Annotated in this window: 20 protein-coding genes; 4 read left to right on the top strand and 16 right to left on the bottom strand. The window is 43.0% G+C overall.

What is annotated here, in order from left to right:
- Window positions 1-17 precede the first annotated feature (17 nt).
- From DXC01_RS07905 to DXC01_RS07895, 3 genes are read left to right on the top strand one after another with little or no spacing between them, the layout of a single operon-like run.
- The gene (locus DXC01_RS07905; protein ID WP_022214339.1) at window positions 18-1,601 is read left to right on the top strand and encodes an acyl CoA:acetate/3-ketoacid CoA transferase; all 1,584 of its coding nucleotides are present in this window, start codon (window positions 18-20) and stop codon (window positions 1,599-1,601) included.
- A gap of 39 nt (window positions 1,602-1,640) precedes the next feature.
- Window positions 1,641-2,384: a 3-oxoacyl-ACP reductase FabG gene (fabG, locus tag DXC01_RS07900; RefSeq protein ID WP_022214340.1), complete on the top strand. Its 744-nt coding sequence runs from the start codon at window positions 1,641-1,643 to the stop codon at window positions 2,382-2,384.
- A 53-nt stretch (window positions 2,385-2,437) separates the two neighbouring features.
- Window positions 2,438-3,616: a thiolase family protein gene (locus DXC01_RS07895; protein ID WP_022214341.1), complete on the top strand. Its 1,179-nt coding sequence runs from the start codon at window positions 2,438-2,440 to the stop codon at window positions 3,614-3,616.
- Window positions 3,617-3,805: 189 nt separating this feature from the next.
- On the opposite strand, the gene DXC01_RS07890 is transcribed toward DXC01_RS07895, so the two are convergent.
- Window positions 3,806-4,735, bottom strand: a complete 930-nt coding sequence (locus tag DXC01_RS07890) for an AraC family transcriptional regulator (protein WP_118698672.1) — start codon at window positions 4,733-4,735, stop codon at window positions 3,806-3,808.
- Between the two features lie 158 nt (window positions 4,736-4,893).
- Here DXC01_RS07890 and DXC01_RS20110 point away from each other — a divergent pair, with 158 nt between their 5' ends.
- Window positions 4,894-5,070, top strand: a complete 177-nt coding sequence (locus DXC01_RS20110; protein WP_158583625.1) for a hypothetical protein — start codon at window positions 4,894-4,896, stop codon at window positions 5,068-5,070.
- Window positions 5,071-5,199: 129 nt separating this feature from the next.
- Here the strand turns inward: DXC01_RS20110 and DXC01_RS07885 are convergent, their stop codons facing one another.
- The 15 genes from DXC01_RS07885 to DXC01_RS07815 all read right to left on the bottom strand — a co-directional run bounded on the left by DXC01_RS07885 (window position 5,200) and on the right by DXC01_RS07815 (window position 23,218).
- Window positions 5,200-6,129 carry an AEC family transporter gene (locus DXC01_RS07885; protein ID WP_022214344.1) on the bottom strand — a complete coding sequence of 310 codons (930 nt, stop codon included), beginning with the start codon at window positions 6,127-6,129 and terminating at the stop codon, window positions 5,200-5,202.
- A gap of 326 nt (window positions 6,130-6,455) precedes the next feature.
- The gene (locus DXC01_RS07880) at window positions 6,456-7,235 is read right to left on the bottom strand and encodes a hypothetical protein (RefSeq protein ID WP_243111574.1); all 780 of its coding nucleotides are present in this window, start codon (window positions 7,233-7,235) and stop codon (window positions 6,456-6,458) included.
- 265 nt (window positions 7,236-7,500) lie between these two features.
- Entirely contained in the window at window positions 7,501-9,903 is a 2,403-nt protein-coding gene (locus DXC01_RS07875; RefSeq protein WP_118698671.1) for a zinc-ribbon domain-containing protein, read from the bottom strand.
- A 562-nt stretch (window positions 9,904-10,465) separates the two neighbouring features.
- Complete coding sequence (gene tsf / locus DXC01_RS07870; RefSeq protein ID WP_118698670.1) at window positions 10,466-11,404, bottom strand: translation elongation factor Ts; 939 nt, start codon at window positions 11,402-11,404, stop codon at window positions 10,466-10,468.
- A gap of 30 nt (window positions 11,405-11,434) precedes the next feature.
- Window positions 11,435-12,163: a 30S ribosomal protein S2 gene (rpsB, locus tag DXC01_RS07865; RefSeq protein WP_118252664.1), complete on the bottom strand. Its 729-nt coding sequence runs from the start codon at window positions 12,161-12,163 to the stop codon at window positions 11,435-11,437.
- A gap of 212 nt (window positions 12,164-12,375) precedes the next feature.
- Complete coding sequence (locus DXC01_RS07860; protein WP_118698669.1) at window positions 12,376-13,167, bottom strand: pseudouridine synthase; 792 nt, start codon at window positions 13,165-13,167, stop codon at window positions 12,376-12,378.
- A gap of 19 nt (window positions 13,168-13,186) precedes the next feature.
- Complete coding sequence (locus DXC01_RS07855; RefSeq protein WP_118698668.1) at window positions 13,187-15,388, bottom strand: DUF6449 domain-containing protein; 2,202 nt, start codon at window positions 15,386-15,388, stop codon at window positions 13,187-13,189.
- Window positions 15,363-16,265: an ABC transporter ATP-binding protein gene (locus DXC01_RS07850; protein WP_022214350.1), complete on the bottom strand. Its 903-nt coding sequence runs from the start codon at window positions 16,263-16,265 to the stop codon at window positions 15,363-15,365. Before DXC01_RS07850 ends, DXC01_RS07855 begins: the two co-directional genes overlap by 26 nt.
- Window positions 16,262-16,633, bottom strand: a complete 372-nt coding sequence (locus DXC01_RS07845) for a GntR family transcriptional regulator (protein WP_118698667.1) — start codon at window positions 16,631-16,633, stop codon at window positions 16,262-16,264. Before DXC01_RS07845 ends, DXC01_RS07850 begins: the two co-directional genes overlap by 4 nt.
- A gap of 185 nt (window positions 16,634-16,818) precedes the next feature.
- Window positions 16,819-17,541 (bottom strand): CPBP family intramembrane glutamic endopeptidase, encoded by a 723-nt coding sequence (locus DXC01_RS07840; RefSeq protein ID WP_243002410.1) that lies wholly within the window; start codon window positions 17,539-17,541, stop codon window positions 16,819-16,821.
- Between the two features lie 110 nt (window positions 17,542-17,651).
- Complete coding sequence (locus DXC01_RS07835; RefSeq protein WP_022214353.1) at window positions 17,652-18,299, bottom strand: HAD-IA family hydrolase; 648 nt, start codon at window positions 18,297-18,299, stop codon at window positions 17,652-17,654.
- Window positions 18,300-18,314: 15 nt separating this feature from the next.
- Window positions 18,315-19,160, bottom strand: coding sequence for a hypothetical protein (locus DXC01_RS07830; protein ID WP_022214354.1), 846 nt, complete (start codon window positions 19,158-19,160; stop codon window positions 18,315-18,317).
- A 29-nt stretch (window positions 19,161-19,189) separates the two neighbouring features.
- Window positions 19,190-20,473 carry a serine/threonine protein kinase gene (locus DXC01_RS07825; protein WP_158583624.1) on the bottom strand — a complete coding sequence of 428 codons (1,284 nt, stop codon included), beginning with the start codon at window positions 20,471-20,473 and terminating at the stop codon, window positions 19,190-19,192.
- A gap of 93 nt (window positions 20,474-20,566) precedes the next feature.
- Window positions 20,567-22,333, bottom strand: coding sequence for an arginine--tRNA ligase (argS, locus tag DXC01_RS07820; protein ID WP_022214356.1), 1,767 nt, complete (start codon window positions 22,331-22,333; stop codon window positions 20,567-20,569).
- A gap of 12 nt (window positions 22,334-22,345) precedes the next feature.
- Entirely contained in the window at window positions 22,346-23,218 is an 873-nt protein-coding gene (locus DXC01_RS07815; protein WP_118698663.1) for a DegV family protein, read from the bottom strand.
- Window positions 23,219-23,267 lie beyond the last annotated feature (49 nt).

Genomic DNA, 23,267 nt, shown 5'->3' with positions numbered 1-23,267 from the left:
TATGACAGGAGGACATTATGAAAAAGCCAAAATTTGTAACCGGCGAAGAAGCCGCAGCTATGATAAAAGATGACAGTACCATTGCAACAATAGGCATGACCCTGGTTTCTGCATCTGAAACTATTCTGAAAGCTATCGAAAAGCGTTTCCTTGAAACAGGAAGTCCCAACCATCTGACACTGGTTCACTCCTGTGGACAGAGCGACCGTGACAGAGGTATACAGCATTTCTCACATGAAGAAATGCTGTACCGTATCATCGGAGGACACTGGGGTCTGCAGCCACGTATGATGAAACTTATCTCAGAAAATAAAATCCTTGCCTACTGTATCCCTCAGGGACAGTTCGCTCAGCTGTACCGCAGTATGGCAGGAGGTGAACCTGGAAAAATCACCAAAGTAGGTCTTGGAACTTTTATTGATCCGCGTATTGATGGTGGAAAAATGAATGCCATTACAAAAGACGCACCCGATATTGTAGATGTTGTCACAATTGATGGTGAAGAATACATGCGCTATAAGCCAATTCCACTTGATTACTGTATTATCCGGGGAACTTATGTAGATGAAATGGGAAACCTCACCACAGATGAAGAAGCAATGCAGCTGGAAGTATTTTCCGCTGTTATGGCCTGTAAGAAATTCGGCGGCAAAGTTATCGCCCAGGCAAAATATAAAGTAAAATCCGGTACTCTTCACTGCAAGCGAGTTACTGTTCCGGGAATCTTTATTGACGCAGTTGTTATGTGTCCGAATCCAGAAGAGGATCATCGTCAGACACACAGTTTTGCATTTGATCCTGCCTACTGTGGAGACATCAAAGTTCCTGTTTCCGATTCTGATGCACTTCCTATGAACCTCCGCAAAGTCATTGGACGACGTGCTCTCATGGAACTTCAGGTTAACGATGTACTGAATGTAGGAACTGGTATTCCCAATGATGTTGTCGGCCCGATCATCTCCGAAGAAGGTGTTGGCGACGATGTAACTGTCACTGTAGAATCAGGTATTTACGGTGGTATTCCTATGGGTGGTATTGATTTTGGTATCGCCAAAAACAATTTTGCACTCTTAAGACACGATGACCAGTTTGACTACTATAATGGTGCCGGCGTAGATGTCACCTACATGGGTGCCGGTGAAATTGACCCGGACGGAAATGTCAATGCAACCAGACTCGGTCCAAATCCTACCGGAGCCGGTGGTTTTATCGATATAACAACCAATGCCAAACATGTTGTCTTCTGCTCTTCTTTTACAGGGAAGGGTCTCGACTGCTCGTTTGAGAATGGTCAGCTTCATATCAATAAAGAAGGCAGTCTTATCAAATTTGTAAATAAAGTACAACAGATTTCCTATAATGGAAAAATAGCCAGAGAAAAACATCAGAAAATGCATTATATCACAGAACGTGCTGTATTTGAACTCAGACCAGAAGGACTTGTGCTTACAGAAATTGCCCCTGGCATTGACCTTCAGACCCAGGTTCTTGATCTGATGGAATTCAAACCAATCATCAGTGAAAATCTGAAAGAAATGAATCCGGCAATTTTCTCTGAAGCAATACCCTACGGACTGAAAGATATCATTCGTAACCATTAAAATTTTTAACATAAAAAAATCATTTAGGAGGATTATATCATGAGATTAAAAGACAAAGTAGCAATTGTAACAGGTTCCGGACGTGGTCTGGGAAAAGGAATTGCCATGAAACTCGCAGAAGAAGGTGCAAAAGTAGTTGTCGCTGATATGGCACCTGCTGATGATACAGTTGCGGAAATCGTTGCAAAAGGGGGGACAGCTTCGGCTTTTGCTGTAAACGTTTCCAAACAGGAAGAAGTACATGCACTGGTAAAATACGCCATTGACACTTATGGAACGCTGGATATTATGGTAAACAATGCAGGTATCAACCGTGATGGCATGCTTCACAAAATGCCTGTAGAAAACTGGCAGATGGTAATTGATGTCGATCTTACAGGCGTATTCTTTGGTACCCAGGAAGCTCTGAAACACATGCGTGCTCAGGGAAGCGGACGTATTATCAATATTTCTTCCGGAAGCTGGCTTGGAAATATCGGACAGGCTAATTACGCCGCTGCCAAAGCAGGCGTTGTAGGTCTCACTAAAACCGCCGCACGAGAAAGTGCCCGCAAAGGCATCACATGCAATGCCATCTGCCCTGGATTCATTGAAACCGATATGACTCTTAAACTGAAAGAAGTAAATGATGGAGCCGCATGGGACAGCATGATGCAGAGAATCCCTATGGGATATGCAGGTAAACCTTCTGACGTAGGAAATATGGTTGCCTTTCTTGCATCTGATGAGGCTGCCTATATCACCTCAGAAGTTATCAATGTCGGTGGTGGAATGATCGTTTGAGCAAGTCAAAATTTCAGCTGATTTATGTCATAAAAAATATGGAGGAACTCAAAATGAAAGATGTAGTAATTGTAAGTGGTGTACGTCTCCCTGTAGGAAGTTACGGTGGCAGCCTGAAAAGTATTTCTGCTATTGACATGGGAGCTATGGTTGTAAAAGAAGCAGTTAACCGCGCAGGAATCCAGCCGTCAGATGTTGATGAGGTTATCATCGGACAGGTAGGACAGATTGCAGAAAATGGATTTGTAGCAAGAGCGATCAGTCTGAAAGCCGGCATGCCAAAAGAAACAACTGCTTATTCTGTAAACAGACAGTGTGGTTCTTCCCTTCAGTCCATTGCAGATGCTGTTATGGAAATCCAGACTGGACAGGCTGATGTTGTAGTTGCCGGAGGTGCAGAGAATATTTCTCAGCTTCCGTATTATGTAAAAGATGCCCGCTGGGGCGCACGTATGGGTCACAAAACATTCGAGGATGGAGTCATTGATATTCTGACCTGGCCATTGGATGGAAAACATAATGGTGTGACCGCAGAAAACGTGGCATCAAAATATAATGTAACCAGAGAAGAACAGGACGAATTCGCTCTTGAAAGTCATCAGCGTGCTGTGGCAGCTATCAAAGCGGGAAAATTCAAAGATGAAATTCTCCCGGTTGAATTAAAAGACCGAAAAGGTAATGTGACTGTTTTTGATACAGATGAAGGTCCAAGAGAAGGTCAGACTCTTGAAAAGCTGGCAAAACTCCGTCCTTGTTTCGTAAAAGGTGGCACTGTTACCGCCGGCAACTCTTCAAGTCTTAACGATGGTGCAGCTGCAGTTGTAATTATGTCTGCTGACAAGGCAAAAGAACTTGGTGTTACTCCTAAACTGAAAATTGTTGATTTTGCAGTAGCAGGTTTCGATGCTGAACTGATGGGTTACTCCCCAAAATTCTCCAGTGAAAAGCTGGCATCAAAACTCGACATCAATCTGAAAGATATTGATATGTTTGAAATCAACGAAGCATTTGCAAGCCAGGCTTATGCCGTAAGAAGAGACCTTGGTCTTGACAAAGACAAAGTAAACATCTATGGTGGTGGTATTTCCATTGGACATCCAATCGGTGCGACCGGATGTGTGCTTACCGTAAAAGTTCTCTATGAATTAATGAGAACAGATAAGAAGGATGCCATGATCAGTATGTGCATTGGCGGCGGACAGGGTATCTCCATGTACTTCACCAAATGTTAAACTTCTTAATCGTCCCCTTTTTACACAGATAAATTCCTACGAAGAAAAGAGGCTGTTGCACTGGACATTTCCAGGCGGCAGCCTCTTTTTTGTTGCCCCTGACAGTACAGTTCTCTACATAAATGTGGTAGTTTCTGATAACAGAACTGACACAAATTTCATATTACGTTCTACAATATCTTCCGGAAACTAATTTTTTTCAGAAATTCCCTCTCTGTTTCCGGTTCCGGTCTTATTCTTAAATTCATACGGTGTACATCCCATCTGGCTGCGGAAAACTTTGCCGAAATAGCTGGCAGAATGAAAGCCGCAGTTCTGAGAAACTGTCGTGATCGTCTCAGAGGTATTTCTCAGCATGGTACACGCCATCTGCAGGCGGTAGTCTTTGAGATAAGCACCCGGTGAAATATGGATTTCTTCCTGAAAACATCGAAGTGCTTCTCTTTTGCTTACTTTCGCAGCGTCTGCAATATCGCTCAGGGAAATTTCATTTCTGTATTCTTTATGAATAAAGGCCAGCATTTCTTTGAGACGTTCTTCTTTTTCTGAAGTACGAAGTTTGGCAGTTTCCGGTTCCACGCCTAACATGTGGATAAAATCTATCCACATCTCTGCTATCTTATTGCGAAATGCCATCTCATATCCGAATGCCTTTTTGTCCTGGATTCGATCCATTTCCAGCATATCTTCCAGCACTTTTCTCTGCATTTCACTTTCTCGACGCAACACCGCCGCCTGAAATTTGTGATCATACAAAACAGGGCAGATATATTTTTTATGTAAAAGGCTGCCTTCTTCTGCCAGAAATTCCGGTCGGAACATAAAGACCTGGCTTCTGGCATCCTCCATTTCCTGCGGAAAAATCACCTGATGCATCACGTTTGTGTTAATAAAAATACCATCTGATTTCCTGAGACGGATGCAGTTTCCTGCTGTCCAGTAATCTATTTCCCCTTCTCGGACATAAAGAATCTCCAGTTCCTCATGCCAGTGCCAGGGAACAACCCGGCTGTTCCCCGCTGTTATGACCATATCTCTGCTGCAGCATGGATAATTTTCCTGTAATTCAAACACATTTTCTTTGCTTGTGTCTGTGATAATCAGATCTTCCAGTAACATTTTCTCACTCCAGTTTAATTTATTCTGGCGTTATTTTACCATATATATGGTGTTATTTCTATTTTTTTCTTATGTTATAAGCGTTATTATTATAGAAACGTTAGATTTCACTTTATACACGATTGCTTATTCACCATCATTCAAAAAGGAGGATCGCTATGACATTTGATTTATTTCATCAGTTACTCTATCTCAGCTCCAGTCAAAAGGATTCCTCTGCCTTTCTTCAAAAACTGGAACACATGACTGCCACAGATGTCGCACAGGCTTATGCCTCTCTTCAGATTTCTTCCAAGAATCCTCTTCCTGCTTCCGGCATGCCCCATTCTGCCTGAGTTCGGTATTGCGATTCCTTCCATTTGCCGGTAATATTCAGCTTATTTTTTCACTATATACAATATATATAACAAGTGCCATACGGTTTTCTTGCTCCGTATGGCACTTGTTTATAAGTATTCTCTATTTTAATATGTAAAAAACGCAAGAATCATATACACCACGATCGACACAATGCAATACAGTGAATTTGTCGTGGATACATACGCACTTCCATCTTCTCTCTTGAGGAAAGTCTGCATACTGAACGTAGCCGGTGCAGACATATAGGTGATCACCGCAAGATCCAGCAGTGTATTACTTCCGATAAAACTATGTACCGCCAGGAGAACACCCACGATCATAACTGCCTGCAAAGCAATACGCATCACGATCGTCCGGATACACGGTCCAAAAAGTTCCGGTGTCAGTTCCATGCTGAAACCTACCACGATCAGGATGATCGCTGTCAGAGCTGTGGTCAGAATACTTTCCACGCTTGTATAAATCCCGCCTGCCGGGCTTGCAAGCAGAAGTTTGATCACGCCTGTCAATCCCGCAATGATTCCCAGAACACTCGCGATAAATGCCGGTGTTTTTACTGCGCTTACTGCAAGATTTTTTACATTGATCTTCTCACCGTTCTCGGTCTGTCCAAGCATTCCCATATAAATACTGAATCCAAAAAGCAGTCCCGCAATATCAAGAACTGCGATCTGTGACAGGTTTTCCTGTCCGCAGAGACTTGTGTACAGAGGATATGCCATCGAACCGCCCTCATACACACTGACCATAAATGGCAGATACTTACGGTAATTTTCGGTCATGAGCGGTTTCATAAGAAATCCGATGCTGAAAGATACCACAAGCATGATAAACATAATCCCGACCAGTTTCGCCGTTTCTGCTCCATAATCTGATGTCGCCAGTGCATGAAAAATTGCTACCGGAAGCATGATGTTTGTGACCAATGCTTTCATGTTGTCGATGCCGTTTTTGTTCAGCAGTTTCCATTTCCGGCATAAAATACCAAGAATGATCATCACCAGTACCGGCGATATGATTTCCAGAACTTTCATTTGTTTTTCTTCCTTTTTTACTAAAATAAAAAATACCCTGACCTCATAAAGTCCCAGGTACTTTCCATTATGTTAGCACTCTGAATCTCAGGTTTCAAGGTATTTTTCTTATACTTTTTATATTACTTTGAATGTCTTCCATTTTCCCTGTTTGGATCTCCACTCCGTTTGGAACTGCGCTCCGGAGGATCTTTTTCTGCAGGCTGACATCCAGTTTCATGATTCAGGTGCCAATGTAGCTGACCGGATTTTTTGAAGAAAATTCGATACAGTGCCGCACCTGCGTTATAGACTGCAAGTGTAGGATAGAAACATCCGCAATCAAATTATTTTGCGCATTCCTCAAGCCATTGAAAAATAACTGCTTCCTCTGTTTTAAGTACATCTGCAATCTGCGTGCTTGCCATTCCCAGCTTTGCAAGCTCTGCCGCAGTTTCCTTCGCCTTTCGCAGTTCTCCCTCTGTTAACCCGTCCTGCCTTCCACTGTCATATCCAGCCTCATATTCTGCTTCTCGAAGTTTCTTTTCTTCCTCTTCTTCTCTTAATATTTTGCACTGTTCCATTAACTCTCGGTTATGATTTTCATTGATATTCAGCGTAACTACTCTCAGCTCCAGATTTGGTTTTCCCTCCAAATGTTCAAATGCTTCAGACAGCAGATTTTCCCACCGATCTTCCTTCTTTCTTGTTCCATTATAAAACACAATAAAATTTGGTGCCGGTATCTTCTGTAAAATCGAAGGATACAATGATCTGTGATCCACCAATTTCTGATACTCACTGGATATGTACAATAAATCTCTCAACGGCATATTCGGATTATAGGTTGACTGATGTTCATATAAAAACAAATTCGTGTCTACAATAAATGCCAGATCATTTTTCATCCCCATATAAATAGCATTCTCAAGCGTTACAATTTCCAGTGCCTCTGGATTTTCATATGTAGTTCCATTAATCGCATTGTAAAGTGACAGTAGATTTTCACGATCAGAAAACAGCATCCGAAAAACTGTATCTTTATACTTCTTGTTTGCCCGCAACATCTTCCCGCTCATTTGTTTTTTCTTCGTTGTAACAGTTTCATGGTTCTTTCTTTTTGCCATAGGCATTACCTCCTGTTTTTTGCAGGAGCATCAAGAACGTGTCGTACTATTATTTAGTGCACTCCAAACCCCTGCTTTTCTTTTTAATTGGATTTAAAAGCATGGATTTCTGAAGTGAATATAGAAAATCAGACGGCAAAAAAGCCTTGAATTTGTAGAGAAATATGCTTTGGCTTTATAGTAGCATTGTTTTTCCTAAAATTCAATATATCTATATTAAATTTTTACTTTGCACATCCGCAGTATTTATATATCTGATTATCTCTCAATCTTTCTTTAATTCTGTGTTATTTTTACACCGTTTACATTTTCTTCGTCCTCGTACTCTCTCAACTACTTCTGCCTGCCATTCATATCCACAATTTTTACATTTCCACCAAACACTTTTCCCAGAACCAGCTGTAATAAATTCAGGATTTAAATCTCCATTTTTCTCATAATTCCACTCAACTACAAGCTCTGGATTTGTTTGATTCAAAGTCTTTACTCCACTTTGTAAAAACGTTTTCTGTCTGGATTTCGCTTGTTTCTTTCTAGCGCATACCGGACATCCCGTAGAATTTCTTCTAGTTCGCATAATTCCAGTGGCTTTCCATTTATTTCCACACACTGAACAGTTCCACCAAATATGCTTACCATATCCAGGAACAATTTCATAAGGATTAAGGTCATTATTTGCATCCCAATCCCATTCAGAAAGTAATTGTGGATAAAGTTCTGCAAGTGAACCTCCGGCTTTTCTTATATACGTCTTTTGTACTGCCTTAACGCGCTTCTTTTTGTTACAACAAGGACATCCTTTTCCACTTCGTTGACTAATTACTTTATCTTTCCACTGATAGCCACATTCATGACATTTCCAATAAAATTGTTTCGCAGTACCTATACAAACGTTTTTCGGAGACACTTCATTTCTCTCATAATCCCAATTTTTTAATAACTCTTCATTAGATCTGACATCATTATAACCCGTCAATAATTTATGGTTACTGCAAATTGGACATCCACATTTTTTATCCTTCCTTGTTCTACTGCAAATCGCAGCCTTCCATTCATGCCCCTTTTCACAAATCCACCATACACTTTTCCCACTTCCAACAGTTACATTTTCCGGTTTATGTTCAACGTTTTTTCTATAATCCCATTGCTGTGCAATTTCCGGTCTTTGTGATGCAAGATCATTAAATCCTTTTAAAATCCTCTTTCCTGTACAATATGGGCATTTTCCACTTAATACTTCATAAGCTACAGAGCCTTGCCATTCATGTCCACATTTCCCATACCACCATACTTTTTTTGAAGACGCAACAGATACAGATTCCGGCAGTAATGTTCCATTTCGAACAGGATGCCATAGTGCCGCAATCTCTGGTGCTTTATTTTTTAACGAATTTTCTTTCTCAGTATACTCAATCAACGAATAGATTTCTGTACTGTCTCTAAGAATATTAATGTCTGATTGTATCTCTAAAGTATTTACATTTGTAAGTTCATTTAATTTCTGTAATACAAACTGAATCGCTTTCTCAATATCTTTGGGCGACTCCATTATATAATTGATAGAATCAGTATTAAGCTGCATACACCCTGGTTCTCGTACACGTATAAGTATTATGCTATTTTCTTGACATATAATATTCTTTTTTTCATCACGTTTATTACCGCTTAATTTAGAATGGCCATATATCCCATCATATTCAATAGCAATTTTATACTCAGGTATATAAATATCTAATTCCTGCAATCCTAGCCATTCCGGTTTATAGTTGGCTTTCACATCTGTAAAAACTTTTTCAACATAATACAAAACTGCTTTTTCTGGAAAAGATACTCTACGCTCTTCAGCACATTTAGGACAGCTATTTCCTCTATTCCTGTCTGATATCGCAGCTTTCCATCTATGTCCTTTTTTACACTTCCACCATACTACTGCTCTCGATCCACAAGAATATTCTTCTGGACTTCTAACATTTTTCTCATTATCCCATTCCATTTTTAACTCTGGACGAAGTGTTGCCAAATCATTTATTCCTTTGATAATTCTACGATTTTGACAAACAGGGCATCCCTTACTCCTGCAACGTTGTACTACAGACTCACTCCATTCATGTCCTTTTTCACATTTCCACCACACCTGTTTTTTTGAGCCTGGAGTCACCTCTTTGGGTGTAAGTCCATTATTCAAAATGGGATGCCAAGTTTGAGAAATTGCAGGGTTTAATGTTTCTAAATCATTAAACCCAAAGAGCACTCTCCGATTATTACAATAAGGACATTTTTGCCCTTCTACCCTACAAATTATAGGCATATCATAAGAGTGACCTTTTGGACAAATCCACCATACTTTTTTTCCTGAACCTTTTGTAACATTTTGTGGCCGTAAAGAATTATTTTTTTGCATATCCCATTCTGCCGCAATATCTGGAAAAAGAGTCTGAAGATCATTAAAACCTGGAAGTGCTTTAAAATTTGCACAATATGGACACCCATTTCTTTTTCTATACTGAGGTGCTGTTTCCCATTCACCGCCACAAATATGACATTTCCAGAAAACTTTTTTCTTTGAAGCAATTGAAATATTTTCCGGAACAATACCCATCTCAGTATTTTTTTGCCAATTCCACTGTTTCATTAATTCTGGTACATCACTTATATGTTTTGTTTCCATATTTCAGTCCTCTATAATACATAATATTAGTAATCGCTGAACAAAATATTCACTTATATTATCCTATTTTGTATTTATTATACTACCTTCATTTTTAGAAACATACAAAAATCACAAGTATTATTAAAATAATTATTTACTATTCATCGACTTATTTTCCAACAACCGGGCATTCAAGTCATCTGATTTTACTCCTATTATTGACTCAAATTGTGCTTACTCATGTTTTGAGCATCCAATTTTAAAGCTTTCAATGGTCCAGCTTATACTTATTATAATATGAGTCATACAATTTAAGAAGTTTTCGTAGGCTTGATTTATACTTATTGTTATTTAAGTCATACAGCTCCTGTAATTTCGTGGACTTTGTATGTAATTACTATAGTTTAGGTCATTTTCCATCGACATTTGCGTGGACTCTATTGACAGTTATTACAATCCGGGATACTCTCCTCAGACAAAAAGAAGCCCCGAAAACCTTATAACCACTCCCAAATGAGTGCTATAAGGCTTTCAGGGCCTCTTAGTAGTTGAATTATGATAGATATCTAATCTTTACAGATTACATACCAGCCTGTGCTGCAACCTCAGCTGCGAAGTCGTCCTGGCGCTTTTCGATACCTTCGCCTGTTTCGAAACGAACGAAACCTTTGATTGTGATCTTAGCGCCGTTTGCTTTAGCAACTTCTTCTACGTATTTAGCAACGGACTGTTTTCCGTCTTCTGCTTTAACGTATGTCTGGTCAAGAAGGCAGATTTCTTTGAGTTCTTTCTTGATACGTCCAGTGATCATACCCTGGATAACCTTCTCCGGTTTCTGGGATTCCTTAGGATCGTTCTGGATCTGAGCAAGAAGGATCTCTTTCTCATGCTCGATGTACTCAGCACTTACTTCGCTATCGCATGTGTACTGCGGTTTCAGAGCTGCGATCTGCATCGCTACGTTTCTTGCCATTTCTTTAACTGCATCGTTAACAACATCTGTCTCAACGTCTACAAGAACGCCGATCTTTCCGCCCATATGTGTGTAGGAAGCAACGAAACCGTTCTCTTCTTTCACCTGAGCGAATCTTCTGATGTTCATGTTCTCACCGATAACTGCAACCTGAGCTGCAAGAGCTTCTTTTACAGTCTTGGTTGTGTCAAGTGCCCATGCTTCTGCAAGGAAAGCATCGATATCTGCTGCGGAAGTAGTAAGTGCCTGTGCTGCAACATCTGCAACATAGCTCTGGAATTTCTCGTTCTTAGCAACGAAGTCTGTCTCAGAGTTAACTTCTACAACAACTGCGCTCTTAGCATCATCAGCAACGAGAGTCTTGCAAAGACCTTCTGCTGCAACACGGCTTGCTTTCTTCTGAGCTGTAGCAAGACCTTTTTCACGCAGGAATTCTACTGCTTTATCCATGTCACCTTCTGTAGCTGTAAGAGCTTTCTTACAATCCATCATTCCGGCGCCAGTCATTTCTCTTAATTCTTTTACCTGAGCTGCTGTAATAGCCATTGTATTTTCCTCCTGGAATTATTAAATTAATTATTCCTCTGTAGCTTCCTCAACTTCTGCTTCTTCAGCTTCTGTTGTTCCCTGATTTGCTTCGATAACAGCGTCTGCCATTTTGGAAACGATCAGTTTTACGGCACGGATAGCATCATCGTTACCCGGGATTACATAGTCAAGTTCTTCCGGATCACAGTTAGTATCGCAGATACCGATAAGCGGAATACCTAATGTATGAGCTTCCTGAACGCAGATTCTCTCTTTCTTAGGGTCAACGATGAAGATTGCATCTGGGAGACGTTTCATCTCTTTGATACCGCCAAGGTTCTTCTGCAGTTTAGCAAGTTCTTTTCTTAATTCAATAACTTCTTTCTTTGGAAGTACTTCGAAAGTTCCGTCAGCTTCCATAGCTTCGATCTGTTTCAGTCTTGCGATACGGCTCTGGATTGTCTTGAAGTTTGTAAGCATACCACCAAGCCATCTCTCGTTTACATAGTACTGTCCGCAACGCTCTGCTTCAACTTTGATAGCGTCCTGAGCCTGTTTCTTAGTACCAACGAAAAGGATGTTTCCGCCGTTAGCTACGATATCAGCTACTGCATTGTAAGCATCGTCAACCATACCTACAGACTGCTGAAGGTCGATGATATAGATACCATTTCTTTCTGTGTAGATGTACGGAGCCATTTTAGGGTTCCATCTTCTTGTCTGATGTCCAAAATGAACACCTGCTTCCAAAAGCTGTTTCATTGAAATAACGCTCATGATTTTTCTCCTTTTTGGTTAAATTCTTCCGCACAGATCACTTTCTATCCGGACCCAACCTCACACCGTAAGGGCACCATCCATCGGAATCTCTGTACGTGACTTTTTATTTGTGCGTCTTTACGCACATTGCAACTTCTAGAGTATAGCATAAGAAAACCCTCCGTGTAAAGAGGGTTTTCGCACTTTTTCTTATGAATTTTACTGATTCTTTAACGTTTTACGCTTTCTTTCAGTTCTGTTACTTCTTTCTCTGTCAGCGGACGGCATTCGCCTTTTTTGAGATCATCCGGGAGGGTGAGAGTTCCCATGGAGATCCTTTTGAGGTAGATGACCGGTGTTCCGACTGCTTCCATCATCCGTTTGACCTGGTGGAATTTGCCCTCGTGGATCGTCAGATGGAGTTCTGTGTAGACTTCCGGGAGATTTTCTCTGCGGACACGTGCTGTCTGTCCGAAAGATCCGTCTGTCTCTTCAAAGCTTCCGCCTACGATTTCTGCTTTTGCCGGCATGGTCAGTTTCGCTTCTCCGATATCCACGCCTTCTTCAAGTTTCGCGACTGCTTCCGGTGTCACATTCCCCTCTACTCTGACAAAATAGGTCTTGTCCACATGTTTTCCCGGGGCAAGCAGTTCGTGCGCCAGCATTCCGTCGTCGGTGATCAGGAGAAGTCCTTCTGTATCCTTGTCAAGACGGCCTACCGGAAAAAGTCCCTTCCTGTCAGATGGTACATATTCCATGACAGTTCTGTCGTTTCTGTCTTCTGTTGCACTGACGCAGCCCGCCGGCTTATTCAGAAGATAATAGACAAACTCCGGTGCCGCACCAACCGTCTCACCTGCAAGCACGACTACGTCTTTGTCCTGATCGACTTTAAGCTCCGGTTTCTTCGCCGGTGTTCCGTTGACCTGAACCTGACCTTTCTGTATAAATTTCTTTACTTCACTTCTGGTTCCCTTCCCTGCATCCGCAAGAAATTTATCCAGTCTTACTGCTTTTGCCATAATCACTCCTCATTCTGTCTCACTTTCCAAACCAGGCGAGCCACCTGCCCGAACTGTTTATGGTCTTCTGGTAGGTTGTCATTGTATCTCCGTCATCGTCACTGTTATCAGAAAACTCCGGGCTGATTCCAAGTTCCTGCATTTTGTCCAGTACGAAATCTGGTACATCTGCTCTCTTTAGAAACAGGGAATTCATCATCTCCCCCTGTTCCATGTAAACGGCAACAGCTACATTGGAAACTGTCTCCGTATCACCGCCCGCATATGCGTTCCGTTCCAGGACCAGTGCATTCTGGATTGCTTTTATTTCCTCTGGTTTCGTATAAAAAAACTCTTCCTGTTCGGAAATGTTTTCCTCTTCATAATAAGTCAGTGAGATCTTGTTGATATCCAGTTCTTCTATTGTCAGAGGATATCCTGTTTTCTTAAGAATTGCAAGTGTATTTTTGAAAGAAGGTGGAACTCCAAGGTTCCAGTCCACATACGTAACTTCTTCATTGTTCTTGCCCGGCACAAGACTGTTGATATTACTTCTGACCGGAAGTGCATAATTAAAGCCAAGCTGGATTATTATTTCTTCCATCATATCTTCTGCTGATGCGGACTCGATGTCTTTTTTCAGTGCATCGAGAAGTTCCTGTTTCTGTCTGTCATCATTCTGGAAGATACTGTACCCCATTCCACATGCATCTGTCATTCCTATGGTCGTCAGATATTTTTCATCCAGATCCAGAAATTCGTATTTTTTCTCTTTGAGATTTTCTTCTGCGTACAATCCTTTCATGAGAGTTCTCAGATTCTTCACATCAGCCCAGTAACCTCTGCATACAACACGCCCGGATTTCAATGTATATTTCACAGAGATAAAATAAGATCTCTTTTTTGCTTTATCAACATTCAGGCTGTCTTTCACGATATTTTCAAGAGCCTCGTATGTCTCGTCTCCGATCCCGTCTGCCCCTGTCAGAGCATTTGCCGGATCGTACCAGTTATAATTATCTGTCAGATCATAAAATTCTCCATCTGCTGCTTTCTCTATATGAGCATAATAATCCTGATCATATCCGTTACTGATATTCACAGATGCAAGCTCCTCCTGTTTCGGAAGATAACTGTCAAAATAAAGAAGGTCTTTCTGATAGATCATCGCACATCCGAACACAAGCACTCCTGCCAGTACAAGCTGCATTTTTTTTGCAAAAAATTTCTGGAAGCTCATATGGTAGATAATTTCTATCATACCATGTGAAAGTACCGTTCCCAGGATCAGGCCGAACACCCACCAGATCAGTTTTGTCCCTCCATCTGCCTGCGGATAAAAGATCCAGCCCACTGCCAGTCCTGTCGGGATCACGACCATGAATTTCACCAGTACTGCTACCCATCTGTATACCATGGATCTTCCTGCTGCCTCAGAAGGTCTTTTTTCATAGGCGATCCAGGAAAAAACTGCCAGTACAACGATAAGGATCACAAGTGCCACAAGATATTTCGCCGCGTGTCCGGCTGAGTAGGCATCTGCCAGACTGAACGCAAATGCCGCAGGCGAAGCATCCTTCAAAAGAAATGCCATGATCCCATATCTCTTATCTATAAAAGTATCCAGAAAAGTAAGTCCGCATGCCGCCAGGACAAGTTCCAGTGCGATCCCGTACAGATACATTCCACCCAAAGTCAGGATTCCCATCAGCATATTTCCCGTTATACATAAGACCAGTACAACGCTGAAGTAGATCATCAGATAAACGAGCAGGTGAAGGCACAGCATTTTTACTGCCATTCCCATAAGTTCCAGGCTGAAAAGCCCCCTCGCTGCCCCAACACAGACTGTCAGAAATTCTATAACGATATATGGCACCAGATAGTAGATCAGTCCCATTACTGCCTTTTCTGCAAAAAGTTCTGACCGTTTCATTGGAAGACTGTGATAAAAATCCGTTTTCTTTCTGGAATACAGATACAGGAATCCATTTACTGCATTCATAAATCCTGCCGCCATCGCAACAGCCATTCCTGTCAGGACAAATCCATCCTTCCACAAACGATAATACAAAAGTGTGATCTGATCCTGCGTATATCCCAGATTTCTCCAGGATCCCAGTTTCTCCAGTCCTATCACCGGAAATGCCAGGATAAATCCAAGTGTCAGAAACGCCGGTATCCATGCCTGTCCTTTGGATACCGTTTTGATATATTTAGAAGAAAAGATTCTGGATCTCATAACCAGCCACCTCCGTTTCACTGATAAAAATTTCTTCCAGACTCAGTGGAAGTACCTCGCAGAACAGTGGATTTTTTTCCTGGATTCTGTGCATGATCTCTGTCCTTGTCCCCCTTGCAGTGATAAGCGTGAGGGATCCCTGATGATCGATTTTGAGGACATCCAGTTCTTTCCTGAGTGCGTCTTCCAATTTCTTATCCTGTAATACACACTGGATCTTGTGGATATGGAATTTCATGTCTTCCAGATCTTTACTGAGGATCATGCCGCCCTTATGCAAAAGCCCCACATGGTCACAGATATCCTCGAGTTCCCTCAAGTTATGTGATGCGAGGACCGGTGTGAATTCCCGGCTCAGGATCTCTGCTGCAAAAAGGCTCTTGACACCCTGCCGCACCACCGGATCCAGTCCGTCAAAAGTTTCATCGCAGAGAAGATATTTCGTTCCTGCACTGATTCCCAGAAGTACCATGAGCAGCTTCTTCATTCCTTTCGAAAAACTGCTGATCCGCTGTTTCTCATCAAGCCGGAACTGCCGCATCAGTTTGGAAAAACGCTGGATCTCAAACTTCGGATAATGAAGCCTGTAAAAAGCCGCCATATCTGCCGGTGTAAAATTTGTCGGAAAATAGCAGTCATCAGATATGTAAAAAAACAGCTCTTTCGCAGTTTCATTGTCATAGACTTCCATATCGTCAACGGTGATGCTGCCTTTATCTGGCTTCAGGATTCCTGCTACCATTCGAAGCAGGGTACTTTTTCCTGCGCCATTGCTTCCAACCAGTCCGAACACTTCCCTCTCTCCAATATCCATGGAAACGTTATTGACCGCCTGAAGTGCTCCAAATGCCTTGCTGCACTCTCTGATCTCTATCATTTCTGTTCCTCCTTGTACCCTCTCTGTACTAATGTAAGCAGTTCCTTTTCTTCAAATCCACTTCGACAGCCTCGCTTTACCAGTTCGAGAAATTCGCTGTGAAAATCTTCTTTGTATTTTTCCTGTATCTTCTGTGTGTCTGCCACGAAATTCCCCTTGCCTTTCACCGGATAAATCAGTCCTTCCTGCTCCAGCGTCATATACGCTCTCTGGATCGTGTTTGGGTTGATCGACAGTTCTATTGCCAGCTGCCGTACAGATGGAAGTCTGGAATCAGCCGGCAGTGCGCCCTGATAGATCAGCGTCCGGAATTTCTCTGTTACCTGTTCGTACAACGGCCGCCTGTCCTGATAGTCTAAAACGATCATAGGTCCTCCTTTCCTGCATTTTCTATGTGTATATAGTGTACTAATTGTTTTAATACACTCATTCTAGCATATCCATGCCTTTCAGACAATACTTTCAAATCTAAAATTTCCACAAAGCCGGTTTGAGCCGTTCGGGCAATAAAAAAACTCCCGGAATAAAATCTCATTCCAGAAGTTTCTTTTTCTTATATGATCCTTCGCTGTTCTGTATCCGTACGGTTTCGGAAATAGCTGATCCCGGCGCACATTCCAGTCAGAAGCAGAACCAGCATCACGGCAATTCCCATCGGATATCTATCAAGCAGCCATGCCGCCAGTTCAGGAAGGACCAGCGACCATATATTGGCACCCATGTGGAGCAGGACACTTGTCCACAGGCTACCTGTCTGTTCAAGAAAATACGCGAAAAGACATCCGAGTATACTTGCATAGACACCCTGCACCAGATTTCCATGATAAATGCCAAAGAACAGACCGGAGATCACGATCGCCTCACCGGAGCGCATATAATCCCGGAGTCTCAGATAGATCAGCCAGCGGAACACGATTTCCTCCGCAAGTGGTGCTATGATTCCCATGCACACGATCAGGAAAAACATGCTCTTGCCATCCGTCAGCTGGCTCATCGTCTCCTGATATTCCTCTGCATTGAGAAAGGAACCTATCATATTGACGAACATATTTGCAAACTGCGCAAAACCAGCTCCCATGACCAGGATCAGTCCGCATTCGCCAATGCTTAACCGATTCGGTTTCTGTCCTGTTACCAGCCCGCCAGCTATTCTCGCCCGACAGTCCTTCTTGTAAAAGTACAGACAGGGAATCATAGTGATAAGTCCGGTAAGCCCTGTGAGCAGGATCGCATTATTATAATAAGCCTCCGTTCCCCCTTCGCCCAAAAGCTGCATCGCAAGCCAGATTCCTGCATACCCTATGATCTGTGAGATCAGGAAATGGATTCCGCATGGATAAAGAACTCTCCATATCCGGCGGATGCGGCTTTGTTTACGCAGAGGGCTCAGTCGAAAAAATGAAGCAGTTCATCGACAGAATCAACGATCTTGAGAGGATTCGCCTCTGTCAGTTCTTCCTGTGTCCCATAACCATATGCAACTGCCACACAGTCAAGTCCTGCCGCACGCGCGCCAAGAACATCGTGCTCTTTGTCACCTACCATGAGAACTTCGTTTCGTTTATCGCTCATGTTGATGCGTTTCAATGCTTCCTCGATCACCTCTGATTTGCTTGTTCTGGCACCGTTCATTTCACTTCCTACAACCACATCAAAATAAGAACTCAGCTTGAAATAATCAAGGATCTGCGTTACATAGTACTCTGGTTTTGAGGAAGCGACTGCCAGAATGTAACCTTTGCGTTTCAGTTCCTGAAGCATCTCCTCCACACCCTCATATGGATGATTCTCGTAAATTCCCTTTACTTCATATCGTTCTCTGTAAAATTCTACTGCCTTGCGTCCAGTAGCCTCGTCCACACCGGCGTATTTCATGAACTGTTCCATGAGCGGCGGTCCGACAAAGACTTTCAGTTTCTCCAGGTCTTCTTCTGGTTTTCCGATCTTTTCCAGTGCATACTGAACGGATTTGGTGATTCCCTCGCCAGACTCTGTCAGTGTTCCATCCAGATCAAAAAAAATTGCTTTATACATAAATTTCCTCCATTGTCAAAAAATATTATACGTTAGTATAGCATTCTTTTTTGCTTCCGTCCACGACAATTCTTTCCTGCACATTATGGCTGTCTCGATTTCTGTCTGCATTTCCTGTGGGTTCAGTTTCAGCAGGATCCTGCTGCTCCTCCAGTGCCAGTCTGCTTCTTTTCCATTTATCCGGATCGAGACAACTGCGATCACACGTGATCGATCCGGGATGATTTCTGCCTCTGCTGCATTCCGGATCTCTTTTCTGCAGTAAATGAGCTGCATTTTCTGGCGGCATTCTTCTTCGGTAAGCTCTTCTTCTTTTTGTGGAACTGTCAGGATATTTTTCTGGATTTCTGAGACCGGGGTTGGAGTGGGACTGATGGATGGGATTGGTGTCATTGTTGGTGTGGGGGAAGGAATTGGTGTTGGAGATATGTCTGCGATCTGTTGTTCTGTATTTTCAATATTGTAAAGGGTATCATTACTGTTCTGATGGTCTGCGGCCCTGGCGGTTTCTGAGCTGTTATTTTGAGACACGGTGTTGTTGTTTGAAGTTCCATCTTCATACGAGTCTGCTGAGAAAAAATCGTTCCAGTCTGTTTCTGGCTGTGCGGTATTGGTGTTTCCTGTCGTGTAACTTCCTGCACCTGCGCCAGAGGAATCGTCTCCTGTATTCCAGGAATCTTCTGTGCTGCTCCAATTGTTGTTACTGTCATAATTATCATTGTCGGACGATGTCGTCCCGCCTGTGGTTTCTTCCTGATCCCAACTGGAATCATCCTCGAAACTTCCTGTTCCCATATCAACATCAAAGCCGCCCAGTTCGATTGCCTGGACAACCTTTACTGCGAGCAGTAAAAATATCAACAGCGAAACTCCTGCCAGAAAGTTCTTTTTTATTTTGAGGATGCTTCTTTTTTCCATGCTTCTATCTGATTCTGCGTTATCCGACTGTTGTCTGTTTTCTTTTCTGATGTCTGTTTTTCCCATTCTCTGTATACCTCCATACTCTGTTCATATCGCCCCTGTCTGTTGAGAAAGTTTCCAAACTCCAGATAGCCTGCTCCGTATTCCGGTTCGTATGTGATCAGCTGTCTGTAATAAAACTCTGCTTTGTTTGCTTTGCCAAACAGTTCTCCGTTCCACGCCAGTAATTCCAGGAGGCGGATCTGCTCTTCACTTTTTCTGTAGAGTTTGAGCATCTGCTGTAATCTGTGTTCCGTATCCAGGCAGAAAAGTTCTCTGGATTTTTTATCGCTGCTTTGATATTCCATGCTATAAAATCTGGCTGTCACGGCTGCCAGTGCGTTCTGGAATTCTGGAAGTACCGGCTGCTGTTCTGCGCCGTGGATAACTGCCAGGAGGGTGAGGAGTGCAGCACAGACCGGAACCAGGACGGATTTCAGGGAGAATGGTTTCCAATTGATCTTTGAAAGATATTTTTCTGCTTCTTCTGCATTCTGCCAGCGTTTGTCCGGGTCCTGGCGGCAGCATTTGTGAATGAATTTTGCGAATTGCGGGGAGCGGATATAATAGTGGTATTTCTTTTTTCCGCAAAGTTTTTGCAGTGTTTTGCCGAGGGCGTAGAAATCGCTGGGTGCGGTCAGGATGCCTTCGTATTGTTCCGGAGCGGCGTAGCCTTTTGTTCCCTTTATCGTTTTTCTTGCAGTTTTGTAACTGCACAGGGCGCTTCCAAAATCTATGAGGTAGATTTTTCCATTTTCATCTAAGATTAAGTTGTCTGGTTTTAAGTCGCCATAATAAATGGGGGGTTTTTGTGAATGCAGGTATTGAAAAATTTGAAGAATTGTATGGGTGATCGTTAAGATTTGGTCGAAAGAAAATTGATAAGATTCTTTTAGATGGGATTCAAGGGATTTGCCTTTGATGTATTCCATAACGAGGTAGCAGGAATCGTCTTGTTCGGTGTAGTCTGTCATTCTTGGGAGGGATGGGTGGTTGAGATGTTTTAGAAGTTTTGCTTCGGTTTTCTTTGAGATGGGGAGTTGTTTGATGGTCCAGAAGGTGCCCAGGTCCATATCGCGGGAGAGGTAAGTGGTTCCCTCCCCGCCCTCTCCTATCTTGGATATGATGCAGTAGCGGTTTTTTAGGATTTTGCCTGTTAAATCTATAACTATTCTCCTTTCTAATTTTCCAAAACCGTCCGAGGGGGAACGCACTCGAAGTTGCGAAGGCCGCTTTTTCCCCCTCGGGCACCCCCTTTTTCGGCCACGCTTTGTGGACAGGGGGAGATGGTTGAGGGACAGAAACTTTTACATGCGGTCTGGGGCTGAGAAGCCTAGGAGGTCGATGCTGGTTTCGAGGATGTTTTTGGTGAGGCTCAGGAGTTTGAGGAAGGATTCTTTCTGGCCCTGGTTTTCTTCGCTCAGGATCTTGGTCTCGTGGTAGAAGCTGTTGAAGGCGTTGGAGACTTCGTAGATGTAAGCGCAGATTTTGTGTGGTGCTTTTTCTTCGAAGGCGTTTTCGATGGTGCTTCCGAATTTGGTCAGTTCCAGCATGAGGTTTTTCTGGCTGGTGTTTACTGCCGGGAGGAGTTCTCCGGATTCGAGGTTTCCGCCTTCTTCTTTGTAACGGTTCAGGATGGATTTGATTCGTACAATTGTGTAGAGGATGTACGGACCTGTGTTTCCTTCGAAGGAGGTGAAGCGGTCGATGTCGAAGACGTAGTCTTTGGTTGCCTGGTTGGAGAGGTCACCGTATTTGATTGCGGAGAGGCCTACTACTTTGGCTGTTTCCTGCGCATCCTGGTCTTTGACGCTTCTGTTTTCGACAATCTTGTGGAACATTTCTTCGTCGATGTCTGCGATCAGGTTTTCAAGACGCATAACGCCGCCGTCTCTTGTCTTGAATGGTTTGCCGTCTTTTCCGTTCATGGTACCGAAGCCAAGGAAGGAAAGTTCTGTCTCTGGTTTTACGAGACCGGTCTTTCTTGCGCAGCGGAATACCTGGATGAAGTGGAGTTCCTGGCGTTTGTCTACGACGTAGAGGATCTCATCTGGATCGAAGAGTTTTACTCGTTCTACGATCGTTGCAAGGTCTGTTGTTGTATAAAGGGATGCTCCGTCGGATTTGAGAAGCATGCATGGCGGAATTTCTTTGGTGTCTGTGTCTTCTTTGACATCTACAACGAGTGCTCCCTGATCTTCGTATGCGAAGCCCTGGTCTTTCATCATCTGGACCATATCCGGGATATATGGCTGCGCGTCGGATTCCTTTTTCCAGAGGTCGAAGGATACATTTAAATTGCTGTAGTTTCTCTTGAGGTCAGTTACGGAAACCTGCATGATGTGGTTCCAGAGAGCCATGTAGCCTGGTTTGCCCTGCTGTAACTGATGTGTTGCCTCAAGTGCCTCGTTACGGTATTCCTCATCTACTTTGGATTTACCGCTTGCACATGGATAGATCTCTTCTAGTTCGCTGATGGTGAACGGTGCTTCCTGCGGGTATTCTCCCTGATAGCTGTCGTCAAAGTAAACAAGCTCCGGTTTGCGGTGTTTGAGTTCTGTGATGATAAGGCCCATCTGGAGTCCCCAGTCACCGAGATGTACGTCACCGATCACCTTGTGTCCTACATATCTGCCGATACGTTTGATACTCTCTCCGATGATCGCGGAACGAAGATGTCCTACGTGGAGCGGTTTTGCTACGTTCGGTCCGCCGTAGTCGATGATGATGGTCTTTGGTGTCTCTGCAGTCCTGACAGAGTATTTCGGGTCTGCTTCCATTTCCTTAAGGTAGTCTGCAAGGAATTCTTCTCTGACTCTGAGGTTGATAAAACCTGGTTTTACAACCTCTGCCATAGAAAAGATCTTGCTGTCCTTGAGATATACAACTACATCATCTGCGATCATGAACGGTGCTTTCTTGTAAGCTTTGGCTCCTGCCATTGCTCCGTTGCACTGATATTCACATAAGTCAGGACGGTTGGAAACAGTTACTTTGCCGTATGACGGATCATATCCGGCTTTTTCAAAAGCAGAAGCAAGTTCCTCTGCCATTAATTCCATAAGTTTTTTCATTATCATATCTCCTTATTTTACAGTTACTTTTTTGGAGCAGGCTACGGCGAGTGCTCCGTGTCCGATGTGGCAGGCTACACTTAAAGAAAGCGGATCCATATGGATGTCCAGACCCGGGAATGCTGCCTGAACTTCATTCTTGAATTCCTCTGCTTCTTCTTTGTTTCCTGTATATGCCATCTGGAGGCACATTTCTCCTGCTTCTGCATATTCCTTAAAACGGCTGTCCCAGTCTTCTCTCATTGCTTTGAGCATGACTTTCTTTGCCTGTTTCTTACCTCTTACCTTGGCATAGGCATCCAATTTCTCTCCCTGGATCTGAAGAACCGGTTTCAGGTTGAGAACAGTTCCGATCGCTGCTGCTGCCGGAGTGATCCTGCCGCCTTTTTTGAGATATTTCAGTGTTTCCAGTGTGATGTAGATGCTGGATTCCATTTTTTCCGCTTCGAGAACTTCTTTGATCTCTGCGGCTGTCTTGCCTACATCACGCAGTGCCAGTGCATCCAGAACGGACTGACGCTGTGTTACGGAAATCCTCTGGTTGTTGACAACCTGTACTTTGCCGCCATATTCTCTGGAAAGTGCTGTTGCAGTATCGCATGCTGCACTTAATCCGCTGGACATCGGAATGTGCACAACCTCATCATACTCCTCCAGAAGATTGTCCCACAGTCCGCTGACTTCTGCCGGGCCTGGCTGTGAAGTAGAGATTGCTTCATCGTTCTTGAGCTTCTCATAAAATTCTTCTTGAGAAAGTGTGATCCCCTCAAGATACATAACATCATTAATATAAAAAGGCATCGGGAGGACAGAAATTCCAAGCTCTCGTCCTTCATCCTGTGTAATGCCACTGTTACTGTCTGTTACAATCGCAATTTTTCCCATACTGTATCTCCTCATGTGTTTTTCTGTTTTCAGATAACAATACTCATAT

Source organism: Blautia sp. OM07-19 (assembly GCF_003481595.1).
GTDB lineage: Bacteria > Bacillota > Clostridia > Lachnospirales > Lachnospiraceae > Blautia_A > Blautia_A intestinihominis.
This window is presented reverse-complemented; position numbering and strand designations above follow the sequence as displayed.